Here is a 25,928-nt window from a genome sequence, read left to right as displayed (position 1 = left end):
GCTTACATTTATTTTAGAAAGCTTTTCGAAAATTAAGGGCGGTAGATAAATAATTTTATTGTTTGATCGAGTGCGCGACGTCTACCTCATCGTGGTTTAGCTATGGCTTGCAATAGATGCTGAGGTCTCCCCAATAAGATTTATCGGATTTAATAAAGCCACGTACAGAGCTAAAACTGCGAAGCAGAAAAATCGGATGTGATTGTTGGATAGCGCATTCTAAATCTCTGTACTAAATTTTTAGCTTATCGACAATAACATGGAAACCAGTATTAAATAGTTATTCTATAATATTGACCATGTTCTCCATTTTTAACTCCAGCTCCAATAGCCGGCCATCCAAGCTTTCTTACAACTTTTTGACTTGCAATATTGTCTTCTGCTATGAAAACTTGAACATCATTTAAATTGATCTCAGTCGCTAATTTTTTGACTGCTAATTTACAAGCCAAGACAGCTATACCATTACCCCAAAATTCCGAACTAATAAAATATCCAAAATCGAGAACGCCATCCACTTGCTTAATACCGCAAAATCCAATAAATTCATCAGTATCGGTCCGTGCAATAGTAAGTCGGGAGCGGTTAGCAAGTGCATCCCTGAACCAAGATTCCGCTTCACTTTCAGTAAGTGCGCGGTGAGGCCCCAAAAATTTCATTACCTTAGGATCTCGAAGCATAGCAATCACAGCGGCCCTATCTTCATCGTACAGATCCCTTAATTTCACAGATATCATGATATCTTTTCTCCATATAGGTTTCATATTTAGGTGGGTAGAATAAAGTCTAGCATTATTTAAAGTTTATTTTACTGTTGATTTCAATTTTTTTTCAGCATGAATATTTTTGTTCGAACTTTGATAGTTATACGCAATTAACTCAAGGCATGTCAATGTAGTACAATACTTGAAGAAAGTACGTCTAGAGAAATGGAGAAAACAATGATGTTTATGCGCCCCGCAACGGACCGTGATTTGTTTGTACTTTTTCAAATCCATCGATCGGTCTTCAAAGATCACATTGAGAAAATATGGGGCTGGGATGAAAGTTGGCAGCTCTCCAATTTTACTGCGGAATTCCTTCACGCAGTGACTTCAGTTGTTGAATCAAATGGTGAAATTATTGGATACGTTCAAATTGTAGATAATGAAAACAGGATCTATGTTCAAAATATCGCCATTTCACAAGAATTCCAAAGCAAGGGCTTCGGCACCAGCATTATGCAGAAACTCCAACTGGACGCGGCAGCTCGGAAAGTGACTTTGCAATTGAGTGTTTTCCGGACGAACACATTGGCACAGCGATTCTATGAACGGCTTGGCTTTCATCAGACCGGCGAAACAGCCACGCATATCGAACTATCTTGGGCTGCTACTTGAGATTCGATTTTCAACTGTAACTCTTGTAGCTAAACGCCTATGGAGGACTGCTTTTAGGATTTGCCGTTTTTTATTACGGATCAACTAAGCAGTAAGTTATCTATGAGGTTTTTTCGCTAACGCTGTCTTGAACTCGTAAGGCAGCCTTGACAAATAGCCCACTCATAGGCGATCGGAATGTCACATAGGTAATTTTCAGCGGATTTGAGACGTAGGTTGTAAAATAAACCCTGGGCCGATCTTTTTTCTAAGATCTCCGGGACACCTCCGTCAACAGGTAAGGGTTTAGAGGGCTGGAGCTGTTCGGAGCATTCCAGTTTGATAGCAAGATACGTCGGTTGTTACTAGCTCTACATCCGTAAGGTTTCCAAATGTATACCTTAATGATTGAAAATCTAAATTCTAGAAAAATGAGCTGAAATTATTCGGAGATTAATAATGAAGAATGTTAGAGTGGTGATTACTGGCGGTCCAGGTGCGGGCAAAAGCTCTCTGATAGAAGCACTTGGGGAAAGAAACTTTTCCTACACTATCGAAGCTGGAAGGCAGATAATTAAAGATCAAACTACTATAGGCGGAAATGCAACTCCGTGGATTGATTCTAAGCTATTTTCAGAACTTATGCTATGTTGGGAGATCCGCTCCTGGCACGCTGCCGAGGGAGGGAAACAACCGTTTTTCTTTGACCGTGGGATCCCAGATATCGCTGGCTATCTTCGTTTTTGCGGACTTCCCGTACCGGAGCACGTAAAAAATTCAATAAAAAATTTCAAATATTCAGATACGGTATTTATAATTCCACCTTGGGAGTCGATCTACAAACAAGACGCAGAAAGAAAGCAGTCGTTCAAAGAGGCATCGCTAACTTTTAACGCAATGGTCGACATATATCAAGAATATGGCTATACGTTGGTTGAAGTTCCCCCAATGTCTGTGCAGGAGCGCGCGGATTTCGTGCTTTCCAAACTGAATACTGCATCTGCTTCTGATTAATTTGCGAAACGTCTTAAGGTTACTTAAATAAATTTTCTAATTTTATGATTTAATTTAAAAGCCTTTCAAAAGTTACTCTCCTTGCATATATCAACAGCACAGGCATTCGTCTGAAATTCCAGAAAACTTTATGAAAGCTCTGCCGATTAGCCTGTACGCATGGTTTGGTAGATGACTTTCGCTCACTGATTAATATATGGAATCGGTGAAATGATGTTTTGATAGTCCATCAACAAACCGTGTTGCATGGAGGTCCCCTCCTTTATTAGTAACCATTCAAAGACCAGTTGATACATACACCAGCGGAGCATATCGCCAGATTTTCCTTATTAACCTTACAGACAAGCGTTTGACGGAGAATAAAAAAATCCATCTTAGATTTAGGCAGATTATATGTATGCGCAATTAAATCTCTGTAGTCATTAGTGTAGTTTATGAGCAGCGAAGATACGGTCAATTCGGAAGGCTTCGGCTGTAAAACGTATTCTTCAATTGTGTCTATGATGTGCTTTTTAGAAACATTTTTATTTTTCTCTACCACCTTGCTGCTACGTTCAGCCGCTAACTAATTAGCACTTTATATATCAGTCAATAAATTCAGCGCAGTCTGCTAAGTGTTTTCTACTGAAACAGAATCATGGTTGTGCCGAGGCTATACTCGGATTCGCTAGAACATCCATGAAATTGCCGATCCGAAAACATCAGCCAACGCAGTGGGACTGCTTGTTCTGAGTGCAATCATTTCTTACTGCACTGACACAGATGTCACCGGATTCGCTCCGGTGAAGTTAAGGGTGCGTACATCACTACTTTTCGTCCTTTCTGAGGATTGTGGGTTCGTCAGGATCTATATTTGAGTAGGGTTAAACCTAACGGTTGCAAGGCGCAAGGTCATACGGTACGCATTCTGGTTAAGTTTTTATTGGCGTTGCTGAATTATACTTAATCTTGTTTATTTTTTTTCCATTCTGCCTGAGTATGACTCGAGGGTTGGGGAGAATCCCTCCCTCCTATATGGTCCATACGAATGAAATTGAACTGTTAGGCGTAATTAAGTTCTGTGTCACCGCTTTAGTGATTTACTTAATGCAACCAGAAGTAACTTGGAGAAATAAAATGCTTTTAGGTATAGTTAAATTGAATGTTTCTTCTCTAAAAAATTCGTCCCCAGAATCCACTGAGCGAGTTGATGGCGCTAAATCTGAGTCATCAAATGACCTTTCGAAAACAAATTTGCAGAGAATAGAAAATGGGACAAAAAAATTTGAAGAAGTTCTTGCTTGCGCTCAATTGCAGTCGAAGACAAAAAAACGTGCAACGACAGACTTCACGTCTGTTTCGGCAAGTTCTCAATTTACTGAGTGGATGCACAAAACTCCAGCAGAACGTATTCGTGCTCAATTGCTAAAGGAGATGGGGTTGACGGAGGAGGATGTGGTATCTCTTCCTCAAGAGGAGCAGGATTGGATCGCGAAAGAGGTCGCGAAACGAGTAAAAGAGGAGCAAGAACAACATTCCCAGAAAATTTAAATCAAGATCGCTTGATTTGTTTGTGCATATATCGCGAGCGAGTGTAGTAAATGAGAAACTTTCCACTACAAAACGTATATGATAACCCCGCTTTTTTTGAGCGGTATATGTTTATGCGTCAGGCGGATAGCGGGTTGAATGGTGGTTTGGAGATGCCAGCTATGAAAGCACTGTTGCCAAATGTCAAGGGTATGAGAGTCTTGGAGCTTGGATGCGGATCCGGTGAGTTAGCTCGTTATCTTCGAACCTCCGGTGCTAGCGCTGTTACGGCGTTAGATATATCAGAAAGAATGATCGAGAAGGCAAAGATGCAGACAAGCGATAATTCTATAGAATACATTACAAGCTCAATTGAGCAGTATGTTCCCGCATTTGAAAGTTTTGATTTGGTTGTATCCTCGCTAGCTTTTCACTACGTTAAAGCTTGGAAAAATTTGGTAGAGACCGTACGTGCCTCTTTAGTCCCAGGAGGAGTTTTTTTATTTTCCGTTGAACACCCAATTTGCACTGCGAACCCAGTTGGTTGGGTAAAAAATTCGGATGGAGTTTGCTTGTGCTGGCCTTTAGATCGCTATCAGCAGAAAGGGGCGCGCCGAACGTTATGGTTTGATGAAGAGGTAATAAAATATCACCGAACCATAGAAACATATGTGAACACATTATTGGATGCGGGCTTTAAGGTCGTACATTTAGGGGAGCCAACGCCGGTCTTGTCTAAGTTGGATATTCAGCCATCGTTAATGGAACACTTCAGACGTCCACCAGTGCTATTGATAAGTGCAGTACGTGTGCCTGTGAGAAAATACGAAATATTCAGAGTTAAAGTTTTCAGGTTTATCAAAAGGATGATAACTTAAGGCGGCTTAATTAATTTTCATCTATAATGCGTCCAGCCTATAAGTTGAAATTTAATACGCTTTTCTATTAGTTTTAGAGGTAACATAGGCGGATCAATCAGGCCTTTGATCCATGCATCAGAATTATCTCAAGCTTACGAAGACCGAATTAAGCAAATTGAGAACATCACTGTATACTATGGACAAATTATCGTCCAATACTGTCTATACTAGCTGGCTTAGCTGCAACGTCAAAAAGTGAAAGCAAACTTGATAGGTGTTACAGAAGCAAGCGCAGATTGCTCAAATAAACTCCGTGGGTGCGGGCTAAGCATTTTCTGCTGAAACAGAATCATGCTTGCACGAGGGTGTACTCGGCTTCGAGAGGACACCCATGAAATTGCCGACCCGAAAACATCTGCCCATCGCTGCGGGACTGCTTGTCCTGGTTGCAATCTTTGGGCTCCAGCAGCACCAGCTGTCGACGTTGTCTAGCGCCATGAATGGAGCAGCGGAGAAAACCTCCATCGACGCTCTTCTGAGCAGGGTAAGCGCGATGGACGATCAACTCGATACTGTGTCAGGCAACCCCCTGGTCACAATGGAAGATTTCCGTGTCAGCCAACAATCGCTCTCAAGCCGTATCGATGTCGTGCAGACCCTGGCAAAGCAGGCCAAGGACGCTTCAACCGAAACAACCAGGTTACCCACGCAGAGAGCTAGTGAGATTACGCAGCTATTACCGCATAGATGGGGTTTTGAATGACGCGGTTCTCTCAACAGACTAAGCGTAATTCAGCCGCCTACAAAATTGACATGACCTACCGCTAATCAGGAGGTGCGGCTTGAACGACCTAGCCATTCGAAACGCGTTGATCACTGACGCAGTCGTGCTGTGCAACGCGGAGCGCGAAACCGCTCGGACTCCTGGGCTGTTGATATCCCGTCCGAGTGAATTCAGCTGTAAATCCTTTGAGGACAAAATCGACGCATTAACTCGTAAGGGTTTGTACGTGGTAGCCGAGCGAAGCGGCTTGGTGGTCGGTCATGCGCTACTGGAGCCTTATAGGCTTGAGGCACTCGCCCACGTATATAGTCTGACTATCGTTGTGCATCCCAACAACCTGGGGCAAGGTGTGGGCCAAGCACTGATGACCGCGCTTCTGGAATGGGCCCGAGCCCAGCCCGGCTTACTTAAGATCGAACTACGCGTGCGTGAAACCAATTCGCGTGCCCGGCGCCTATACGAAAAGTTTGGCTTTGTTGAGGAAGGACGCTTACAAAAGCAAATCCTGTTGCCAGACGGCACCTTCATTGCCGATATCACTATGGCCTGGTTTGCTCCTAATTAGAGCTTTCCAAGTAAGGTGTGTTACCCGGACGCTTACGAAGCTTCTTGAAAGCTAACAACCTGGTAGCCAGCATGAGTCGTCGAGGTAACTGCCACGACAACGCTGTGGCGGAGAGTTTTTTCCAGTTGCTAAAGCGGGAGCGGATCAAGCGTAAAATCTACACTACACGCCAGGATGCTCGGGATGATGTGTTCGATTACATCGAGATGTTTTACAACCCAAAACGACGCCACAGTTTCAACAATCAGCTGTCACCGGTAGAGTTTGAAAAGCGTTACGCAGCGAGCCTGGAGAGTGTCTAGAAAACCCGGGGCGATTCACCTCCTACCACCGTGAAAGTCAAAAAGAAATCTACCTTTGAGGAAAAACTCCTAGCAGATCTTCAAATTGAGAGGCGGTATCTCACAAATCTGGGGCACGCGCGCCTAAGCCAGTTAGTTAAAATTCTGTCAAATCACTCTCATATTCTGAGAGAAGGTGTCGAGAATGAAGATGACCGAGCACGGCTCAAAGAGCGCCTGGAAGACTTTGGATTAATTACCACTCAAAAGCACATTCTCAGCCAGTGCTATAGCAAGCTTCAGCGTGACACTGTCGCCATGTTCGACCCGAATAACACTTTGGAGCTGCAGTAATGAGCGCGTAAGGGGACTGAATGAAGACACACCGAAGCACCGCAGGTCGAGACGTTTCGACTGAGCCCGTTAGGAAAGGAGGGGATGGTCATGGGGCTCTCCTGCAGCGGGAGCTTTGGGCGTACGAAGAACTGGTGGAGTGCCTCTATTTATGATTACAGATGCTCGGTTGAGAGGGGCGCCAGTGCTTACGGGGCTGGAAGGTTGAGCGGGATGTCCATCAAAACCGGGAAAAATGGACAATGGACAAAAAAACTAACCTACTGATCTGTAAGGTTTTGCCATGTCCATTTCTCCACTTAGCTCACACGTGCAAAATTTCGACAAGACCATCGTCTCGATCCCGACCTGGCGCCTGATGTCCGAGTCGTTCAGAAACTGGCGCGGCATGCAGCAGTCCGGCGGGCGGCGGATCAAACGCAGCCTGTTCATCGACGCCAGCGGCGTGCGTTTCATCCGCGACGATGAAGAAGAAAAACTCTCCCAGGTGCACCTGCTGACCGCGTACATGGGCCGCAAGAAAGCCGAGCTCAAGGCCTGGAACGAAGCGCAGGGCAACGTCGCGGCGATGTCGGCCAACCGCCGGCGCATGACCAATATCGGTACCTTCCGCGCCTACGCGCTGGCCTATCTGAAGAGCCACCCGGAGATCCAGCCGAACATGACCTGCATGGTCCGCCAGATGCAGACCACGGCCCAGGGCATTCCGCTGGAAATCTACTGCTTTACCACCACCACGGTGTGGGCCGATTACGAGCGGATCCAGGGGGATATTTTCGATTACCTGCTGGCGGTGCTGCCGGAGTTCGGGTTGAGTCTGTATCAGCAGCCGAGTGGCGGGGATTTGCGTAGCGGGTTGTTGCCGGCGGTGCTGGGTGCGAGCCACATTCCAGGAGCCGAGAAACATCTGATGTAGCGCTTTCTTCAGCGCAAAAAAAGACGCAACCCAGGTTGCGTCTTTTTTTGTCCGACCGACTTGTCAGGCCTGCCGTTGCGGTGCCTTGTGCACCATGGTGTAGGCGTAGTCGACGCCCATGCCGTACGCACCACTGTGTTCCAGCACCAGATCCATCACTGCCTGATAAGTGTCTTTGTGCGCCCAGTCACGTTGGTACTCGAGCAGCACTTGCTGCCAGGTCACCGGCACTGCGCCGGCCTGAATCATTCGCTGCACCGACATGTCGTGAGCTTCTTTGGTGGTACCGCCGGAAGCGTCGGTGACGATGTACACCTCGTAACCTTCGGCCAGGGCTTCAAGTGCCGGGAAGGTCAGGCAGACTTCGGTCCACAGCGCGGCGATGATCAGTTTCTTGCGCCCGGTGGCCTTCACTGCGTCAACCAGCGCCTTGTCTTCCCAGGAGTTCATCGAGGTGCGCTCGATCGGCTTCTGCTCCGGGTGTACCGCCAGCAGTTCCGGCCAGATGTAGCCGCTGAAGCTTTCGGTTTCGACCGAGGTGTAGATGGTCGGTACGTTGAAAATCTTCGCCGCTTTGGCCAGGCCGACAGTGTTGTTCTTCAGGGTCTGACGGTCGATCGACTGTACGCCGAAAGCCATTTGCGGCTGGTGGTCGATCAGGATCAGGGCGGAGTTGGTCGGGTTCAGCAGTTCACGGATAGACATGGCGCGTTCCTTTTGATGTCGATTCAAAGTTTCGATTGGGTATTGGGTGAGTCGAGGCGTTTTGCCGTCTTCGGCGTTGTTGTCTCGGCTTGGATGTCACTTTAGGGGCTAGCCGATAAAGGGACAATTACCTAAAATCGAGAATCATTGATTCTAAAACAGGGACAATCATGGATCGCATCGAATGCATGCGCGCCTTCGTGGTGACGGTCGGCGAGAACGGCTTCGCGGCCGCCGCCCGGGCCATGGACGTGCCCCGCTCGAAAGTCAGCAAACAGATTCAGGCGCTGGAAGAAGCCATCGGCGTGCAATTGCTGCAACGCACCACCCGCAGCCTGCACCTGACCGAGGCCGGTGCCGAATATTTCGAAGCAGCGCGGGAAGTGATTGCTGCATTGGACGAGGCCGAACAGCGAGCCCGGGACGGGGTTGGCGAATTGCGCGGGGTGTTGCGGGTGAACGCACCGATGTCGTTCGGCCTGCGGCGACTGGGCAAGCTGATTCCGCTGTTCTACGAACAGCATCCGAACATCGAGCTGCAACTGGTGCTCAGCGACCAGCAGGTCGATCCGGTGCGCGGCGGGTTCGACGTGACCATCCGTATCGCCAGCCTGCCGGACTCGACCATGATCGCCCGGCAACTGGCGCCCGCGCCGCGAATCATGGTCGCCTCCCCCGCTTATCTCGAACGTGCGGGCACGCCGCAGACCCCACAGGATCTGCGCTCACATCAGTGTTTGAACTACGGCTATCTGCAAAGCGGCGTCAGCCTGCAACTGTGCAACGGCAAGGAGACGCAACGAGTCAACGTCACTGGCCCGTTGCACGCCAACAATGGCGACTTGCTGGCGCAAGCGGCCGAGGCCGGCATGGGCATCGCGCTGCTGCCGGACTTCATCGTCGAAGAAGCGCTGGCGGCCGGGCGACTGGTACCGGTGCTGTGCGAATGGCAGGCACCGGCGATCACCATCAACGCCGTGTATTCGTCAGCGCGGCGGGTGCCGCAGAAGACGCGCGCGTTTATCGAGTTTCTGGTGGGACAACTGGCGCCGGCTTGCGAATCCCCAACCGGCTGATCCACACCGCCGCCAGAATCACGCTGCCACCGAGGAACAACCGCCCCAGTTCCTCATGCTGATTCCAGATCAGCAGGTTCAGCAGCAGCCCCACTGGCACGTGCAGGTTGTTCATCACCGCCAGGGTGCCGCCGTTGACCAGGCACGCCCCCTTGTTCCACCAGTACAGACCGAGTGCGGTCGAGACCAGACCCAGGAACACCAGCACACCCCATTGCAGCGGCGCTTCGGGCAGGAAGTTGGATTTGCCGAACAGCAGGAACGCCGGCAACGCCACCGCGAGTGCGCCGAGGTAGAAGAAACCGAAGCGCCGGTAGTGCGGCAGATCGCTCGGGTGCTTCGCCACCAGATGCTTGTACAGCACCTGCCCGGCGGCGTAGGTGAAGTTGGCCAGTTGCAGCAACAGGAAACCCATGAAGAAGTCCGGGTTGATCCGGTCGTAGCGGATCACCGCCGCGCCCGCCACTGCCACCAGCGCCGCAATCAGTGCCCACGGGTTGAAGCGGCGGTTGAGCGCATCTTCGATCAGGGTCACATGCAGCGGCGTGAGGATGGTGAACAGCAGCACTTCCGGCACCGTCAGCACGCGGAAGCTCAAATACAGGCAGACGTAGGTCACGCCGAACTGCAACGCACCGATCAGCAGCATGCCGCGCATGAACGCCGGTTCCACCGAACGCCAGCGCGTCAGCGGAATGAACACCAGCCCGGCCAGCACCACGCGCACCAGCACCGCGAAGTAACTGTCGACATGCCCGGCCAGGTATTCGCCGATCAGACTGAAGGAAAACGCCTGGATCAGCGTGACAATAAGTAGATAGCCCATGGTCGCCTCGATTTCGAATGGCGGCGACGATAGCGGTTTTTGCCGGCCATCGCTAAATCCCGGGCAAAAAAAAGCCCGATCTCGCTAAAGCGTTCAATCGGGCTACAGCACTCAGGAGCAACAAGTGCAAAGGGAGGTTCGATGCGCGTAGAGCCTTGAAGGGGTTGCGCCAGGTCACTAGAACAATCGGCGATTATCTGGCGATTAACATATCAAGCGACCTGGGACAGTTTGGCGTTGGCCTGGTTGAGGCCTTTCTCCTGGAAGTCGCCGCCCAGATTCATGCCTTCGGCGTGGATGAAGGTCACGTCGTGGATACCGATGAAACCCATCACCTGACGCAGGTACGGTTCCTGGTGATCCGCCGGGCCGCCGGCGTAGATGCCGCCGCGAGCGGTCAGCACGTAGGCACGCTTGCCGCTGAGCAGGCCTTGCGGGCCGGTTTCGGTGTACTTGAAGGTCACGCCGGCACGCAGCACGTGGTCAAGCCAGGCTTTCAGGGTGCTTGGAATCGCGAAGTTGTACATCGGCGCGGCCATCACCAGCACGTCGGCGGCCAGCAATTCATCGGTCAGCTCGTTGGAGCGATCCAGCGAGGATTGTTCGTTGGCATTGCGCTGCTCGGCGGATTTCATCCAGCCGCCCAGCAGGTTGCTGTCCAGGTGAGGCACCGGGTTCACGGCGAGGTCACGTACGGTGATCTGATCGGCCGGGTGTGCAGCTTTCCACTGACTGATGAAGGTCTGGGTCAGTTGACGGGATACCGAGTCTTGCTGGCGGGCGCTGCTTTCGATGATCAGAACGCGGGACATGTTGTGTAGCCTCCATCCGAGAATGTTGTAAGTCGATGGAATGAAGGTTAAACAGAGTCGTATCGATGAAAAAGCGCAAATAACTGCTATAAAGCATCGATAAATTCGTTTATAAGCTGACGCACACCTTGTGGGAGCACACTGGCTCCCACAAAGAGGCGGGTGTTATTTCGGGTTGCAGCTCAGTTCGACGCGCAGCTTGATGATCTCGCGGGAGAACTTGGCGGTGGCGTTTGTATGTTTGCCGGCCGGCACTTCGATATTGCGGGTGCGCGGCGCCTCCGGGCCATTGCTGAACACGACTTTGCAGACCGCGTCGACCTCGCCGTAGTTGGCGACCCGGATGGAGCCGATGTCTTTATCGGTATCGAAGGACTCGTAGTCGATCTTCAAGCCATTGAGATTCTTCTGCACATCGATCGGATACGCAAACGCGGTCAGCGGCAGCAACGCCAGCACCACACAACAGAATTTTTTCATTCGGCAGTCTCCATGAGGGACAGCCAGCTTAGGACAAGAGGAGCTATCGATGAAAGCGCCCCGCGTGACCCTTGATCAATGGCGAACGTTGCAGGCGGTGGTCGACCACGGCGGATTCGCCCAGGCTGCCGAGGCCTTGCACCGCTCGCAATCGTCGGTGAGTTACACCGTCGCCCGCATGCAGGATCAGCTCGGCGTGCCGTTGTTGCGTATCGACGGCCGAAAAGCCGTGCTCACCGAAGCCGGCGGCGTATTGTTACGTCGCTCTCGACAACTGGTGAAACAGGCCAGCCAACTGGAAGACCTGGCCCATCATATGGAACAGGGCTGGGAAGCCGAAGTGCGGCTGGTGGTGGACGCCGCGTACCCCACTGCCCGCCTGGTTCGCGCCCTGACGGCCTTCATGCCGCAGAGCCGCGGCTGTCGCGTGCGCCTGCGCGAAGAAGTGCTGTCGGGTGTCGAAGAGGTCTTGCTCGAAGGCGTGGCCGACCTGGCCATCACCGGCCTGAGCATTCCCGGCTACCTGGGCGCGGAGTTGAGCGACGTGGAATTCGTTGCCGTCGCCCACCCCGAACACGCCCTGCATCGACTGAACCGCGAACTGAATTTCCAGGACCTGGAAACCCAGATGCAAGTGGTCATCCGCGACTCCGGTCGCCAGCAGCCGCGGGACGTCGGCTGGCTCGGCGCCGAACAGCGCTGGACCGTCGGCAGCCTTGCCACCGCCGCCAATTTCGTTTCCAGCGGCCTGGGTTTTGCCTGGCTGCCACGGCACATGATCGAACGGGAATTGAAGGAAGGCCTGCTCAAGCTGCTACCGTTGGATCAGGGCGGCAGCCGCAATCCGAGTTTCTATCTGTATTCGAATAAGGACAAACCGCTGGGCCCGGCCTCGCAGATCCTCGTCGAACTGTTGCGCACCTTCGACACCTTGCCGCTGGACGCGCCGTTCGCCGCCCCCGAACAAGCCTGACACGGAGTTCACCGATGGCGTATTTCGAGCATGAAGGTTGCAACCTGCACTACGAGGAATATGGCCACGGTGATCCGTTGCTGCTGGTTCATGGGCTCGGCTCCAGCACGCTGGACTGGGAAATGCAGATTCCGGCACTGGCCGCGCACTATCGGGTAATCGTCCCGGATGTGCGCGGCCACGGCCGCTCCGACAAGCCCCGCGAGTATTACAGCATCGCTGGCTTCAGCGCTGACATCGTCGCGCTGATCGAGCACCTGAAGCTTGGTCCGGTGCACTACGCCGGCCTGTCCATGGGCGGCATGATCGGCTTCCAGTTCGCCGTCGATCAGCCGCAGATGCTCAAGAGCCTGACCATCGTCAACAGCGCACCCGAGGTCAAAGTGCGCAGCCGCGACGACTATTGGCAGTGGTTCAAGCGCTGGAGCCTGATGCGCCTGCTGAGCCTGGCCACCATTGGCAAGGCCCTGGGCGCCAAACTGTTCCCCAAACCGGAGCAGGCAGATTTGCGACAGAAAATGGCCGAGCGCTGGGCAAAAAACGACAAACGTGCTTATCTCGCCAGCTTCGATGCGATTGTTGGCTGGGGGGTCCAGGAACGACTTTCGAGGATCTCCTGTCCAACGCTCGTCGTCAGCGCCGACCGGGACTACACCCCCGTTTCGCTGAAAGAAACCTATGTCAGACTGCTGCCCGATGCGCGGCTGGTGGTGATCGCCGATTCGCGCCACGCCACCCCGCTCGATCAGCCCGAACGCTTCAATCAAACGCTGCTGGCGTTTCTTGCCACAGCCGATAATCACCCTCAGGATCACTGAACCATGCTGAAAAAACTCGCCCTCGCCGCCGGCACCGTGCTGTTCGCCGCCAACCTGATGGCTGCCACGCCGGCCAAGGCGCCTCACGTCGAACTGGTGACCACCAACGGCACCATCGAAATCGAGCTGGACCCGGTCAAGGCGCCGATCAGTACCAAGAACTTCCTCGATTACGTCGACAGCGGTTTCTACACCAACACCATTTTCCACCGTGTGATCCCGGGCTTCATGGCCCAGGGCGGCGGCTTCACCCAGCAGATGCAACAGAAAGAAACCAAGGCACCGATCAAGAACGAAGCCAGCAACGGTCTGCACAACGTTCGCGGCACCCTGTCGATGGCCCGCACTTCCGATCCGAACTCGGCCACCAGCCAGTTCTTCATCAACGTCGCCGACAACGCGTTCCTCGATCCGGGCCGCGACGCCGGTTACGCGGTGTTCGCCAAAGTGGTCAAGGGCATGGATGTGGTCGACATCATCGTCAACTCCCAGACCACCACCAAACAGGGCATGCAAAACGTGCCTGTCGACCCTGTGATCATCAAGTCGGCCAAGCGCATCGACTAAGCTTTACAGGGCGTATCGAGCGGCCGCGGTTTAACCCCGCGCCGCTCACACTGATAAAAGGAGAGCCCGTACTCCGGGCGGTTATCTGATGCTCTATCGCCGTTTCGAACAACTGATCGACATATTCCGTGATGCTCCTACGGCATCCCCGCCGGATCGTGTTCTGCCCTTCTATACCTATTACCTGAAGCAGGTCTGGCCGAGTTTCGCCGCCCTGCTGATCGTCGGTCTGTTCGGTGCCCTGATCGAAGTGGCGCTCTTCAGCTACCTCAGCCGCATCATCGACCTTGCCCAAGGCACACCAAACGTCGACTTCTTCAAAGTGCATGGTGCCGAACTGGCGTGGATGGCCGTGGTGGCCCTGCTCCTGAGACCGCTGTTCCTGGCCCTGCACGACATGCTGGTGCACCAGACCCTGAGCCCGAGCATGACCAGCCTCATCCGCTGGCAGAACCACAGTTACGTGCTCAAGCAGAGCCTGAATTTCTTCCAGAACGACTTCGCCGGGCGCATCGCCCAGCGCATCATGCAAACCGGCAACTCGCTGCGTGATTCCGCGGTGCAGGCAGTGGATGCGTTGTGGCATGTGCTGATCTATGCGATCAGCTCGCTGGTGCTGTTCGCCGAAGCCGACTGGCGCCTGATGATCCCGCTGCTGACGTGGATTGCCGCCTATATCGGCGCACTCTATTACTTCGTGCCACGGGTCAAGGACCGCTCCGTCGCCGCTTCCGACGCGCGCTCGAAACTGATGGGGCGCATCGTTGACGGCTACACCAACATCGCCACCCTGAAGTTGTTCGCCCACACCAACTTCGAACAGCACTACGCCCGCGAGGCGATTCAGGAGCAGACCGAAAAAGCCCAACTGGCCGGCCGCGTGGTCACCAGCATGGACGTGGCCATCACCACCATGAACGGTCTGCTGATCGTCGGCACTACGGGCCTGGCCCTGTGGCTGTGGACGCAATCGCTGATCAGCGTCGGCGCCATCGCCCTGGCGACCGGCCTGGTGATCCGCATCGTCAACATGTCCGGCTGGATCATGTGGGTGGTGACCGGCATCTTCGAGAACATCGGCATGGTCCAGGACGGCCTGCAGACCATCTCGCAACCGGTCAGCGTCACCGACCAGGAACAGGCCAAACCGCTGGCCGTGGCCCGCGGCGAAGTGCGTTTCGAGCACGTGGATTTTCACTACGGCAAGAAGAAAGGCATCATCGGCGACCTCAACCTGACCATCAAACCCGGCGAGAAAATCGGCCTGATCGGCCCGTCCGGCGCCGGCAAATCGACCCTGGTCAACCTGCTGCTGCGCCTGTACGACGTCGAGGGCGGGCGGATCCTGATCGATGGCCAGAACATCGCCGAAGTCGGCCAGGAAAGCCTGCGCGCACGAATCGGCATGATCACCCAGGACACATCGCTGCTGCACCGCTCGATCCGCGACAATTTGCTGTACGGCAAACCTGACGCCACCGATGCCGAACTCTGGGAAGCGGTGCGCAAGGCCCGCGCCGACGAGTTCATCCCGCTGCTGTCGGATGCCGAAGGTCGCACCGGTTTCGACGCGCATGTTGGTGAACGCGGAGTGAAACTGTCCGGCGGCCAGCGCCAACGGATCGCGATTGCCCGGGTGCTGCTCAAGGACGCGCCGATCCTGATCATGGACGAAGCGACCTCGGCGCTGGACTCGGAAGTTGAAGCGGCGATCCAGGAAAGCCTGGAAACCCTGATGCAGGGCAAGACCGTGATCGCCATTGCCCACCGCCTCTCGACCATTGCCCGTATGGATCGGCTGGTGGTGCTGGAGAACGGCAAAATCGCCGAAAGCGGCAACCATGCCGAACTGCTGGCCCATGGCGGGTTGTATGCGCGGTTGTGGGCACACCAGACCGGAGGGTTTGTCGGCATCGACTGACCTTTCGCGAAACACAGAAACCGCCAGAGCCCTTGTTCCATGGGCTCTGGCGGTTTTTTATCGCCTGCTGGAAATCCCCACAAATCCTGCTGTACTCAGCGAAGGCTCTGGAGATGAACCTGTCGTAATTGCAAGGAAGCACAATTCGATACAGTCTCGATAGCGCGTCTATCAAGGACACTCTCATGTCTCTGTTAAAACGTTCAGCCACGGAGTTGTTGGGTACGTTCTGGTTGGTGCTGGGTGGTTGCGGCAGTGCGGTGATCGCCGCGTCCTCACCAGTGGGTATCGGCGTGCTGGGGGTGGCCCTGGCGTTTGGCCTGACGGTGCTGACCATGGCGTTTGCCATCGGCCACATCAGCGGGTGTCACCTCAACCCGGCCGTGTCGGTCGGTCTGGTCGTCGGTGGTCGGTTCCCGGCCAAAGAACTCCCCGCCTACATCATCGCCCAGGTGATCGGCGGGATCCTGGCGGCGGCGCTGCTGTATCACATCGCCAGCGGCAAGGAGGGTTTCGACATCGCCGCCGGTCTTGCTTCAAACGGTTATGGTGAGCACTCGCCGGGCAAATACTCGATGGCCGCAGGCTTCATCACAGAACTGGTGATGACCGCGATGTTCGTGGTGATCATCCTCGGCGCCACCGACAAACGCGCCCCTGCGGGGCTGGCACCGATCGCCATCGGCCTGGCCCTGACGCTGATCCACCTGATCTCGATTCCGGTGACCAACACCTCGGTCAACCCGGCCCGCAGTACGGGCCCGGCGCTGATGGTCGGCGGCTGGGCCATCGCGCAGTTGTGGATGTTCTGGGTTGCGCCACTGTTGGGCGCGGTGGTGGGCGGTGTGGTCTATCGCTGGCTGGGCAAGGAAGACACCTGAGGAGAGTGGGCGAGGATCAGGCTTGCCGATATGGCAAGGCGCTCCTCGCTTCTTCTGCGTAAGCCAGCACACCGGCGCGCTCCTGCTGGAGGAAATCCTTCACGGCGGCTTTCAGGCCGGGATGGCGCAGGTAATGCCAGGAATGGGTGATCACCGGTTCGAAACCGCGAATCAACTTGTGTTCGCCCTGGGCGCCAGCGTCGAAACGCTGGTAACCCCGGGCAATCGCGTAGTCCATGCCCTGATAGAAACAGGTTTCGAAATGCAGTCGGTCGTACTCGGCCAGGCAGCCCCAGTAACGCCCGTAAAAACTGTCGCCCCCCACCAGACTGAACGCCATCGCCACAGGTCTTGCGCCCTGTTTGGCCAACACGACACGAATCGATTCCGGCATGCGCTCGGCCAATAGACTGAAGAACTCCCGCGTCAGATACGGCGCCTGACGGCGCACTGCATAAGTGTTGGCGTAGCAGGCGTAGACAAAATCCCACTGCACCTCATCCAGCTCTCGTCCTTCCAGCCATTCGAATTCGAAGCCCTGCCCCGCCACTTGCTCGCGTTCCTTGCGCATCTGCTTGCGCTTGCGTGAGCTGAGCACGTCGAGAAAGTCCTGGAAATCGCGATAACCGCGATTCTGCCAGTGGTACTGACAGCCGATGCGTTGCAGCCAGCCCGGTTGTTCGGCCATGGCAGCGTCGGTGAACGTGTCGGTGAAGTTGATGTGGGCGCTGGAGAGTTCTTCGATTTCCAGATAGCCCGGCAGGCTCTTGAGCAGTTCGAATCCGTCCTCGACATTCGCCGCCAGCAACCGCGGACCACTGACCGGACTAAACGGCACCGCGCTCAGGAACTTGGGATAGTAATCAATGCCGGCGCGGGCGCAGGCATCGGCCCAGCCGTGATCGAACACGTATTCGCCGTAGGAATGCCACTTGCGATAACCCGGCAGCGCCGCGACCACACGGCCGTCTTCAACGTGCAGCAAATGCTCCGGTTGCCAGCCGGTGTGCGGGCCGACACAGCCGCTGTCTTCCAGCGCGCCGAGGAAGGCATGACGCAGAAACGGCTGGTTGTCCGGCACCAGTGCATCCCAGAGCGCCGGTTCGATTTCCGACAGTTTTTGCAGGCGCTGCAACGGCATTTTCCTCTCCACTTTTGGCCCTGAAAGCCTCGCGAGTATCGCTGATCGGCCCTGTCTTGCCCACGTCCGATTGCGCGACAGCGCTCTAGATCAATAGTTCACGCAAGTTTTGTATCGTCATCAACCTGCCATCACCGTGCCACTGCTCTGTCATAAACCATCGCGATACTGGCGCCTGTTTTTAGAGCGCCGGGTTCTACCCGGACACAGTTTTCCGACGTTCAAATCGTCGGTTGTGCCCGGGATGGTTCAGCCATCCCTCTCATCTTCGGAGATTGCTATGCGTCTTGCTTCCACGAAAACTGCGGCGGCCCTGTGCGGTGGCCTGTTGCTGGCCATGAGTGTTCCGGCCAGTGCCGCAGTCGACGCCAAACTGCTCGACATGCTCAAGGCTAACGGTTCCATCACCCAGGCGCAGTACGTAGAACTGCAAACCGAACTGGCCCAGGATCAGAAGGCCCGGCAAATCGCGCAGCAGGCGCAGCAAGAGACCAACGAGCAAATCGCGGCAACCGCGAAGAAAACCAATGAGCTGAGCAGCTTCGACCAGAAGCTGGCCTGGGCTGCCAAGACCCAGTTCAAGGGTGATGTACGTTTCCGTCAGGAAACCGTGAAGAACGATGGCGTGCCGAACGCCAAGGACCAGGACCGTCAGCGCATTCGTGCCCGTCTGGGTGCCTACACCGAAATCAACCCGCAGGTTGATACCGGTATCCGTATCGCCACCGGCAGCAGCGACGACGCCCGCTCCACCAACCAGGACCTGAACAACTACTTCGACAAGAAGCAGATCTGGCTCGACCAGGGTTACGTCGACTACCACCCTGACGCGGTCAAGAACCTGCACCTGATCGCCGGCAAGATGAACCAGCCCTGGGTGAGCATGGGCGACATCATCTGGGACAGCGACATCAACCCGGAAGGTCTGGCCGTCACTTACAAGTACCCGCTGAACGGCAGCGCCGAACTGTTCGGTAGCGCCGGTCACTACACCCTCAAGGACAACGTCGACGGCGAAGGCGTGCAGTTCAAGCACGACCTGCGTCTGTACGCTGGCCAGCTGGGCGGTCGTTTTGCACTGACCGACAGCCTGAAACTGACCCTGGGCGGCAGTATCTACTCCTACGACAACGACAAGGACAGCGCCTGCCCGACCACCGGCACCGTTACCGCGCCATGCGCCCTGGCCGTCAACGGCAACAGCCCGAACGAAACCTTCAAACTGTATGAAGGCTTCGGTCAGCTGGACATCGCCAACCTCCCGGTTCCGCTGTCGATCTACGGTCAATACGTGAACAACAACGACGCCAGCAACGATCAGGACACTGGCTGGCTGGCCGGTGTGAAGACCAAGGTTTACGGCTTCGGCATCGATTACAACTACCGCGACGTACAGCGTAACGCGGTGGTGGGTGCCTTCACCGACTCCGACTTCGCCAACGGTTACACCGGTTCCCGCGGCAGCAAGTTGAAAGTGAGCTACGAGCTGGACAAGAACTTCACCTTGGGCGCCACGTATTTCATGGCTAACTCGGACTACACCAACGCCAGCCTCAAGAAAACCGACTCCGACATCAACACCCTGCAACTGGATGCCGAAGCCAAGTTCTAAAACCGCAGTAAAAAGCTTCAAGCAACCAGTGAATGCCTCACTTCTCGCTTGAAGCCGATTTTCTCCGACAGCCCGGCGCCGCAGCAGCGATCCCCATCATCCGTTCGCTGCTGTTACGCCGGGTTGTTTTTTGCCTCAGGGACTGTCTTTTCGCCGCTGCGCCGCCAGATGCTCGGCCAACGCGTCCACACCCTCATCCGGTTTCTCCGGCATCACCCGCAATGTCGCCTGCATCAAACGCATCTGGCGAATGAATCGCCGACAATTGGGGCAGAACATCAGGTGATGACGCACCATCAGTTTCTCGCGAAAGCTCAACTGGCCATCGAGATAATCGCTGGATCGTGCCACTTGCTCCTTGCAGGTCAACATTCACCTGTCTCCTCAAAATGTTCCACGGTCGCGAAGACCTTCAAACGTGCCCGGTGCAGCAGCACACGGACATTGGAGAGCGATATCTCCAGAAGATTACAGATCTCTTCCAGCTCCAGGCCTTGACGCTCGCGCAGCAACAGCACACTGCTCTGCAGTTCTGACAGGCTGAGCAGCGTGTGTTCCAGGCATTCGCGCAGTTCATTTTCGGTCAGCAGCGCTTCGGGCGTGTCCTGATGCCAGGCGAACGGTGCGATCAGCCAGTGGCCGTCGCCGGGGGAAAATCGGTCGTCGTCGATGGTGCCGTGGGGCGACGGCAGATCATCCATCAGCACTTCGCGACGGTTTTGTTTGTAACGGCCCTTGGCCGAGTTGGCGGTGATGGTCAGCAGCCAGGTCTTGAGACTGGAGCGGCCCTCGAAGCTGCCGATATGACGCACCACCGACAGCCAGGCGTCCTGCACCACTTCTTCGACGTGGCGCTGGCCGACAATCGCATAAGCCACCGCGCGCATGGCGCTCTGGTAAGTCGTGACCAGTTCCTTGAAAGCCTTTTGCTCACCGGCCAACAAACGTGTCAGCAGTTGAGTGTCGTCAGCCGCCATCCCTCAATCCCCTTGTCCTGACTTCGAAAATGATAACGGCAGGATGGCGCTCAACGCACCATCCTGCCGTCATTTTCGAAAATTACAGCGTTGCAGCTGATCCGGCTGTAGGAAAGATCAACGCGATTAAGAGGAAATTAACCTTAATCTCAACGCTTGCGCAGAATCACGCTACCAATCGAATAACCGGCACCGAACGAACTCAGCACCGCCAGCGAACCGGCCGCCAGATCATCCTGATACTTGTGGAACGCGATCACGGAACCGGCGGAGCTGGTATTGGCGTAGGTGTCGAGAATCACCGGGGCTTCTTCTTCAGTCGCTTCGCGGCCCAGCAGCTTGCGCACGATCAGGTGGTTCATGCTCAGGTTGGCCTGGTGCAGCCAGAAGCGCTTCACGTCACCGACGTTGAGCTTGTTCTCTTCCAGATGCTCGCCGATCAGCTCGGCCACCATCGGGCAGACATCCTTGAACACCTTGCGGCCTTCCTGCACGAACAGTTTGTCGCGGGCACCGATGCCCTCTTCCGCCGCGCGGTTGAGGAAGCCGAAGTTGTTACGGATGTTGTTGGAGAACTTGGTCAGCAGTTTGGTGCTGACCACGTCGAACTGGTGCTTCGACGTCGCCGTATCGGCACGCTCGATGACGACGGCAGTAGCGGCGTCGCCGAAAATGAAGTGGCTGTCGCGGTCGCGGAAGTTCAGGTGACCGGTGCAGACTTCCGGGTTGACCATCAGGATCGCCCGGGCCTGGCCCAGTTGCACCGTATTGGCGGCTTGCTGGATACCGAAGGTGGCCGACGAACAGGCAACGTTCATGTCGAAACCGAACCCCTGGATACCCAGCGCTTCCTGGACTTCGATGGCGATGGCCGGGTAGGCGCGTTGCAGGTTGGAGCAGGCAACGATTACACCGTCGATGTCGGCAGCCGTTTTGCCGGCACGCTGCAAGGCTTGTTCGGCGGCACCGATGGCCATCTGGCAGAGCACCGACCATTCGTCGTTGGAGCGCTCAGGCAGGCGTGGCGCCATGCGCGCTGGGTCGAGAATGCCGTCCTTGTCCATGACAAAACGGCTCTTGATGCCCGAGGCTTTTTCGATAAACGCGGCGCTGGATTCGGTCAGGGCCTGGACTTCACCGCTGGCGATGGCGTCAGCGTTGTCGGCGTTGAACTGCGCGACGTAGGTATTGAAAGACTGCACCAGCTCTTCGTTGGAGATGCTGTTGGCCGGGGTGTACAGGCCGGTGCCGCTGATGACGACGTTATGCATGGTCGTTTCTCTAATCTGTTCAGGCAGAAAGTGCTGGCACCGACGTGCCAACACGCAAAGGGTCTATTCCCATAGAGGGGACGCAAAAACCTGGCATCGCTTTATTCCGACCTCGCCCGCGGCTGACAAGGCTCAAAACCGCGGGGCCGGCGTTTATAGGCGCGAAGTTTGCCATAAACCTTGGCATTTGGCGCCTTTTGCAGGATCGGAGGTCAGGCCTCGACCTGCGTCCACTGTTTGTTCAGGCGCTTGTCGGAGATCGGCACTTTCGTCCCCAACTGCTGGGCGAACAGCGAAACCCGATACTCTTCCAGCCACCAGCGGTACAGCTCGAGCTGGGGATCGCGTTTGCCTTCCTGTGCGTGTTTGGCCGCGCGAGTCTGGTATTGCGTCCAGAGGCCGGCGAGTTCGCCGCTCCAGACCCGGTCCTTCTGCACCTGCGCGCCCAGTTTCTCGAAACGTTGCTCGACGGCTTTCAGGTAACGCGGCAACTCCTTGAGCCACTGCATCGGCGTTTCGCGGACGAAGCCCGGATACACCAGATGGCTGAGCTGCAGTTTGATGTCGTTAAGCGCTACCGCCTGAGCCAGATCGATCTTGCCCTTGAAGCGTTTTTGCAGACCGTGCCAGAGCTTGAGAATTTCCAGGGTCAGACGCGCCACCCGCTCGGCGTGCTCGGTCCAACTGCCGCGCTTGCGCTCGGCCAGTGCTGCCAGTCCTGCGCCATCACGAGGCAATGGGTCTTCGCCGTCGAGAATGCAGCTGTCGAGGCTGGCCAGCAGAATGTCTTCCACCAGCGCCTCGACCCGGCCCAGTTCGCGGTACAGCAGGCCCAGTTCGGTCAGGCCCGGCAACTTGCCGCGCAGGAACTTCGCCGGTTCGGCCAGTTGCTGCATCAACAGTCGCTGCAAGGCGCGGCGATGCTGGAACTCGGCTTCGGCAGGTGTCGAGAAGCGCCCTTCCTTGACCGTGCCGCCCTCTTCCACCAGCGCCGGATACACCGTCATCGACAGCCCGGCGATCTTCTGCTGAGTCTTTTCCGCCACCGGCGCGAAGACTTTGGCCTCCACCGGTTGCTGGCTTTTCGCACTCTGCGGCACGGCCAATGCAGCTTGGCTGGCTTCGGCGAAACGTGCGGTCAGCTCCGCCAGATCCCGTCCTTCGCCAAGGAACTTGCCCTGACCGTCAACGATTTCCAGGTTCATCCGCAGATGGCTTTCGACCTGTTGCTCAGCTTCCGCCCAGGCCTCATCACTGACCCGCGCACCGGTCATGCGCAGCAGCTCACGGCCCAGCGCCTGCGGCAACGAACCTTCGGCAAACGTCATGCGTTGCAGCGCAGCCTTGATAAAGTCCGGCACCGGCACAAAGTTCTTGCGCAAGGCCTTGGGCAGGTTGCGCACCAGCGCGATGCATTTGGCCTCGATCAGCCCCGGCACCAGCCATTCCAGACGTTCCGGTGGCAGCATCGGCAACAACGGTGCCGGCACACGCAGGGTCACGCCGTCGCGCGGATGATTCGGTTCGAAGTGGTAACTCAGCGCCAGTTCCAGATCGCCGATGTGCAGCGTGTCCGGGTAATGCTGGGCGGTGACTTCGCTGGCTTCGCGAGCCAGCACGTCTTCCTCGCGCATGATCAGCAGTTGCGGATTTTTCTGGCTGTTGACCCGATACCAGCTGTCGAACGTCGCGGTCTGGTGGATCTCCGCCGGCAGTCGCGCATCGTAGAAAGCGTAGAGGGTTTCCTCGTCGGCCAGAATGTCCCGGCGACGGGCCTTGGCTTCCAGTTCGTCGAGCTGTTCCAGCAATTGCTTGTTGGCGGTCAGGCACTTGGCCCGGGACTGAATCTCGCCACGCACCAGGCCTTCACGGATGAACAGCTCTCGCGAAACTACAGGATCCACCGGGCCGTAATGCACGGGTCGACGACCGACCACAATCAAACCGAACAGGGTGATTTGTTCGAAGGCGACGACCTGGCCGCGCTTCTTCTCCCAGTGCGGTTCGAAGTGATTCTTCTTGATCAGATGCCCGGCCAGCGGCTCGATCCAGTCGGCATCGATCTTCGCCACCATCCGCGCGTAGAGCTTGGTGGTTTCCACCAGTTCGGCGGTCATCACCCACTGCGGGCGCTTCTTGCCGATGCCCGACGACGGGTGAATCCAGAACCGCCGCTGACGGGCGCCAAGGTAGTCGCCGTCCTCGGTTTTCTGGCCGATCTGGCTGAGCAGGCCGACCAGCACTGCTTTGTGCAGCTTCGGATAATCCGCCGGCTCTTTATTGAGGCTCAACTGCAGGTCGCGGCAGATCAGGCTCAACTGGCGATGGGAATCACGCCACTCACGCAAGCGCAGGTAGTTGAGGAAATTCTTGCGGCACCAGTTGCGCAGCGGATTGGCGGTCAGCGCCTGGCGCTGTTCTTCGAAGCCACGCCACAGATTGACCAGCGCAGCGAAGTCCGAATCGGCATCCTTCCACTGCGCGTGGGCCTGATCGGCGGCTTGCTGGCGCTCCGGCGGACGCTCGCGCGGATCCTGAATCGACATGGCACTGGCGACGATCAGCACTTCCTGCAAGCTGCCGAGCTTGGCGGCTTCGAGCAGCATGCGGCCCATGCGCGGGTCCACCGGCAGGCGCGCCAACTGGCGGCCGAGCGGGGTCAACTGACTGTTGCGATCTACCGCCGAGAGTTCTTGCAGCAGGTTGAAACCGTCGCTGATCGCCTTGCCGTCCGGCGGCTCGATGAACGGGAACGCGGTGATCTCGCCGAGGCGCAGATGCAGCATCTGCAGGATCACGGCGGCAAGGTTGGTACGCAGGATTTCCGGATCGGTAAATTCCGGGCGACCGAGGAAATCCTCTTCGCTGTACAAACGCACGCAAATGCCCGGCTCGACCCGGCCGCAACGACCTTTACGCTGGTTGGCGCTGGCCTGGGAAATCGCTTCGATCGGCAGGCGCTGGACCTTGGCGCGGTAGCTGTAGCGACTGATCCGCGCGGTACCGCTGTCGATCACGTAACGGATGCCCGGCACGGTCAGCGAGGTTTCGGCGACGTTGGTCGCCAGCACCACTCGACGGCCCGGGTGGGACTGGAAAATCCGCTGCTGCTCGGCCGGCGACAGGCGCGCGTACAACGGCAGGATTTCGGTGTGTTTGAGCTGGGCTTTGCGCAGCATGTCGGCGGCGTCGCGAATCTCGCGCTCGCCCGGCAGGAACACCAGCACGTCGCCAGGGCTGCGACGCTCGCTGCGCTCGTAAGCGGCAATTTCGTCAAGGGTAGCGAGGATCGCCTGATCCACGGTCAGGTCGTCCTCGACGCGGTTGCCCTCTTCGTCCTGCTCCAGGGTCAGCGGGCGATACCAGGTTTCCACCGGGAAGGTGCGGCCGGACACTTCTACGATCGGCGCGTCATCGAAATGCTTGGAGAAACGCTCCAGATCGATGGTCGCCGAGGTGATGATGACTTTCAGGTCCGGACGACGCGGCAGCAGGGTTTTCAGGTAACCCAGCAGGAAGTCGATGTTGAGACTGCGTTCGTGCGCTTCGTCGACGATGATCGTGTCGTAGCGTTCGAGGTAGCGATCGTTCTGGGTTTCCGCCAGCAGGATGCCGTCGGTCATCAGTTTGATCAGGGTGTTGGCATCGCTCTGATCCTCGAACCGTACCTGATAGCCGACCAGCGCGCCCAGCGGTGTGCCGAGTTCTTCGGCGACTCGGCTGGCCACACTGCGCGCCGCGATTCGGCGCGGCTGGGTGTGGCCGATCAGGCCATGCTGGCCGCGACCGATCTCCAGACAGATTTTCGGCAACTGCGTGGTTTTGCCCGAGCCGGTTTCGCCGGCGATGATCAGCACCTGGTGCTTTTCCAGGGCCTTCTTGATTTCGTCACGCTTGGCCGCGATCGGTAGGCTGTCGTCGTAACGGATCACCGGCAGGCTGGCCTTGCGTGCCAGCACCTGATCGCAGGACGCCTGCATGCGCGCCACCCACTGGGCCAGCTTGGCCTCGTCGGGTTTCTTGCGCAGCTCAAGCAACTGCCGCCGCAGCCGGTGGCGGTCGGCGAGCATGGCGTGATCGAGGTTTTTCAGCAGTTTGTCGATGGAGGGCGATTCGTCGGTCATCGGGTACGCAATTCGGTCGTCTAGTGGCGCAAGGACGCGATTGTCGCAGAAAAGCAGCTACAAGCGGCAAGCTACAAACCGCAAGTTGAAAGCGGGGCCTGTC

At 56.1% G+C, this 25,928-nt stretch carries 23 protein-coding genes and 2 pseudogenes; 15 read left to right on the top strand and 10 right to left on the bottom strand.

Translation table 11 applies throughout. From position 1 onward, the window contains the following. Positions 1–272: 272 nt before the first annotated feature. Positions 273–737 (bottom strand): GNAT family N-acetyltransferase, encoded by a 465-nt coding sequence (locus tag CAF87_RS25990; RefSeq protein ID WP_085730060.1) that lies wholly within the window; start codon positions 735–737, stop codon positions 273–275. A gap of 204 nt (positions 738–941) precedes the next feature. Here CAF87_RS25990 and CAF87_RS25985 point away from each other — a divergent pair, with 204 nt between their 5' ends. From CAF87_RS25985 to CAF87_RS25950, 8 genes and pseudogenes are all read left to right on the top strand, one after another. Continuing rightward, positions 942–1,379, top strand: a complete 438-nt coding sequence (locus CAF87_RS25985) for an N-acetyltransferase (RefSeq protein WP_218189729.1) — start codon at positions 942–944, stop codon at positions 1,377–1,379. Between the two features lie 438 nt (positions 1,380–1,817). Next, positions 1,818–2,372: an AAA family ATPase gene (locus CAF87_RS25980; RefSeq protein WP_085730059.1), complete on the top strand. Its 555-nt coding sequence runs from the start codon at positions 1,818–1,820 to the stop codon at positions 2,370–2,372. Positions 2,373–3,458: 1,086 nt separating this feature from the next. Continuing rightward, the gene (locus CAF87_RS29110; protein WP_139831684.1) at positions 3,459–3,902 is read left to right on the top strand and encodes a hypothetical protein; all 444 of its coding nucleotides are present in this window, start codon (positions 3,459–3,461) and stop codon (positions 3,900–3,902) included. A 50-nt stretch (positions 3,903–3,952) separates the two neighbouring features. Next, complete coding sequence (locus CAF87_RS25975) at positions 3,953–4,759, top strand: bifunctional 2-polyprenyl-6-hydroxyphenol methylase/3-demethylubiquinol 3-O-methyltransferase UbiG (protein WP_085730058.1); 807 nt, start codon at positions 3,953–3,955, stop codon at positions 4,757–4,759. Positions 4,760–5,132: 373 nt separating this feature from the next. After that, positions 5,133–5,504, top strand: a complete 372-nt coding sequence (locus tag CAF87_RS25970) for a hypothetical protein (RefSeq protein ID WP_176243103.1) — start codon at positions 5,133–5,135, stop codon at positions 5,502–5,504. 79 nt (positions 5,505–5,583) lie between these two features. After that, positions 5,584–6,090 carry a GNAT family N-acetyltransferase gene (locus CAF87_RS25965; RefSeq protein WP_085730057.1) on the top strand — a complete coding sequence of 169 codons (507 nt, stop codon included), beginning with the start codon at positions 5,584–5,586 and terminating at the stop codon, positions 6,088–6,090. A gap of 35 nt (positions 6,091–6,125) precedes the next feature. Beyond that, positions 6,126–6,392: pseudogene (locus CAF87_RS25960) on the top strand (IS3 family transposase); the annotation flags it as partial. Positions 6,393–7,032: 640 nt separating this feature from the next. After that, positions 7,033–7,641: pseudogene (locus tag CAF87_RS25950) on the top strand (mechanosensitive ion channel family protein); the annotation flags it as partial. Between the two features lie 63 nt (positions 7,642–7,704). Here the strand turns inward: CAF87_RS25950 and CAF87_RS25945 are convergent. Continuing rightward, the gene (locus CAF87_RS25945; RefSeq protein ID WP_007956548.1) at positions 7,705–8,346 is read right to left on the bottom strand and encodes a hydrolase; all 642 of its coding nucleotides are present in this window, start codon (positions 8,344–8,346) and stop codon (positions 7,705–7,707) included. A 170-nt stretch (positions 8,347–8,516) separates the two neighbouring features. On the opposite strand from CAF87_RS25945, the gene CAF87_RS25940 reads away from it, so the two are divergent. Beyond that, positions 8,517–9,422, top strand: a complete 906-nt coding sequence (locus tag CAF87_RS25940; protein ID WP_085730054.1) for a LysR family transcriptional regulator — start codon at positions 8,517–8,519, stop codon at positions 9,420–9,422. Here CAF87_RS25940 and CAF87_RS25935 read toward each other — a convergent pair. From CAF87_RS25935 to CAF87_RS25925, 3 genes are all read right to left on the bottom strand, one after another. Further along, positions 9,367–10,248 (bottom strand): carboxylate/amino acid/amine transporter, encoded by an 882-nt coding sequence (locus CAF87_RS25935; protein ID WP_085730053.1) that lies wholly within the window; start codon positions 10,246–10,248, stop codon positions 9,367–9,369. The two genes, CAF87_RS25940 and CAF87_RS25935, sit on opposite strands and share 56 nt — an antisense overlap. A gap of 212 nt (positions 10,249–10,460) precedes the next feature. Then, a complete protein-coding gene (locus CAF87_RS25930; protein ID WP_085730052.1) occupies positions 10,461–11,060 on the bottom strand; it encodes an FMN-dependent NADH-azoreductase in 600 nt (199 codons plus the stop codon). Between the two features lie 165 nt (positions 11,061–11,225). Next, on the bottom strand, positions 11,226–11,540 hold the full coding sequence (locus CAF87_RS25925; RefSeq protein WP_085710332.1) for a 3-phosphoglycerate kinase: 315 nt from the start codon (positions 11,538–11,540) through the stop codon (positions 11,226–11,228). 49 nt (positions 11,541–11,589) lie between these two features. On the opposite strand from CAF87_RS25925, the gene CAF87_RS25920 reads away from it, so the two are divergent. The 5 genes from CAF87_RS25920 to aqpZ all read left to right on the top strand — a co-directional run bounded on the left by CAF87_RS25920 (position 11,590) and on the right by aqpZ (position 16,700). After that, positions 11,590–12,513 (top strand): LysR family transcriptional regulator, encoded by a 924-nt coding sequence (locus CAF87_RS25920; protein ID WP_065258273.1) that lies wholly within the window; start codon positions 11,590–11,592, stop codon positions 12,511–12,513. 14 nt (positions 12,514–12,527) lie between these two features. Beyond that, positions 12,528–13,331 (top strand): alpha/beta fold hydrolase, encoded by an 804-nt coding sequence (locus CAF87_RS25915; protein WP_085730051.1) that lies wholly within the window; start codon positions 12,528–12,530, stop codon positions 13,329–13,331. Positions 13,332–13,334: 3 nt separating this feature from the next. Then, positions 13,335–13,898 (top strand): peptidylprolyl isomerase, encoded by a 564-nt coding sequence (locus CAF87_RS25910; protein ID WP_085700647.1) that lies wholly within the window; start codon positions 13,335–13,337, stop codon positions 13,896–13,898. A gap of 88 nt (positions 13,899–13,986) precedes the next feature. After that, positions 13,987–15,819, top strand: a complete 1,833-nt coding sequence (locus tag CAF87_RS25905) for an ABC transporter ATP-binding protein (protein ID WP_085730050.1) — start codon at positions 13,987–13,989, stop codon at positions 15,817–15,819. A 185-nt stretch (positions 15,820–16,004) separates the two neighbouring features. Further along, complete coding sequence (gene aqpZ, locus CAF87_RS25900) at positions 16,005–16,700, top strand: aquaporin Z (RefSeq protein WP_085730049.1); 696 nt, start codon at positions 16,005–16,007, stop codon at positions 16,698–16,700. A 16-nt stretch (positions 16,701–16,716) separates the two neighbouring features. Here aqpZ and CAF87_RS25895 read toward each other — a convergent pair whose 3' ends face one another. After that, the gene (locus tag CAF87_RS25895; RefSeq protein ID WP_085730048.1) at positions 16,717–17,841 is read right to left on the bottom strand and encodes a GNAT family N-acetyltransferase; all 1,125 of its coding nucleotides are present in this window, start codon (positions 17,839–17,841) and stop codon (positions 16,717–16,719) included. A gap of 280 nt (positions 17,842–18,121) precedes the next feature. Here CAF87_RS25895 and CAF87_RS25890 point away from each other — a divergent pair, with 280 nt between their 5' ends. Next, a complete protein-coding gene (locus CAF87_RS25890) occupies positions 18,122–19,453 on the top strand; it encodes a putative porin (RefSeq protein WP_085730047.1) in 1,332 nt (443 codons plus the stop codon). Between the two features lie 135 nt (positions 19,454–19,588). On the opposite strand, the gene CAF87_RS25885 is transcribed toward CAF87_RS25890, so the two are convergent. The 4 genes from CAF87_RS25885 to hrpA form a co-directional block, all read right to left on the bottom strand. After that, complete coding sequence (locus CAF87_RS25885) at positions 19,589–19,825, bottom strand: anti-sigma factor (protein ID WP_085730046.1); 237 nt, start codon at positions 19,823–19,825, stop codon at positions 19,589–19,591. Further along, positions 19,819–20,430 carry an RNA polymerase sigma factor gene (locus CAF87_RS25880; RefSeq protein ID WP_085730045.1) on the bottom strand — a complete coding sequence of 204 codons (612 nt, stop codon included), beginning with the start codon at positions 20,428–20,430 and terminating at the stop codon, positions 19,819–19,821. Before CAF87_RS25880 ends, CAF87_RS25885 begins: the two co-directional genes overlap by 7 nt. Before the next feature lie 149 nt (positions 20,431–20,579). Next, positions 20,580–21,701 carry a beta-ketoacyl-ACP synthase III gene (locus tag CAF87_RS25875; protein WP_085730044.1) on the bottom strand — a complete coding sequence of 374 codons (1,122 nt, stop codon included), beginning with the start codon at positions 21,699–21,701 and terminating at the stop codon, positions 20,580–20,582. A 212-nt stretch (positions 21,702–21,913) separates the two neighbouring features. Beyond that, positions 21,914–25,825, bottom strand: coding sequence for an ATP-dependent RNA helicase HrpA (gene hrpA / locus CAF87_RS25870; protein WP_085730043.1), 3,912 nt, complete (start codon positions 25,823–25,825; stop codon positions 21,914–21,916). Positions 25,826–25,928: the final 103 nt, after the last annotated feature.

Origin of the sequence: Pseudomonas sp. R38(2017) (assembly GCF_002112395.1) — a bacterium.
GTDB lineage: Bacteria > Pseudomonadota > Gammaproteobacteria > Pseudomonadales > Pseudomonadaceae > Aquipseudomonas.
The sequence above is the reverse complement of the archived record's forward strand: the minus strand, read 5'-3'. Positions and strand labels throughout refer to the sequence as shown.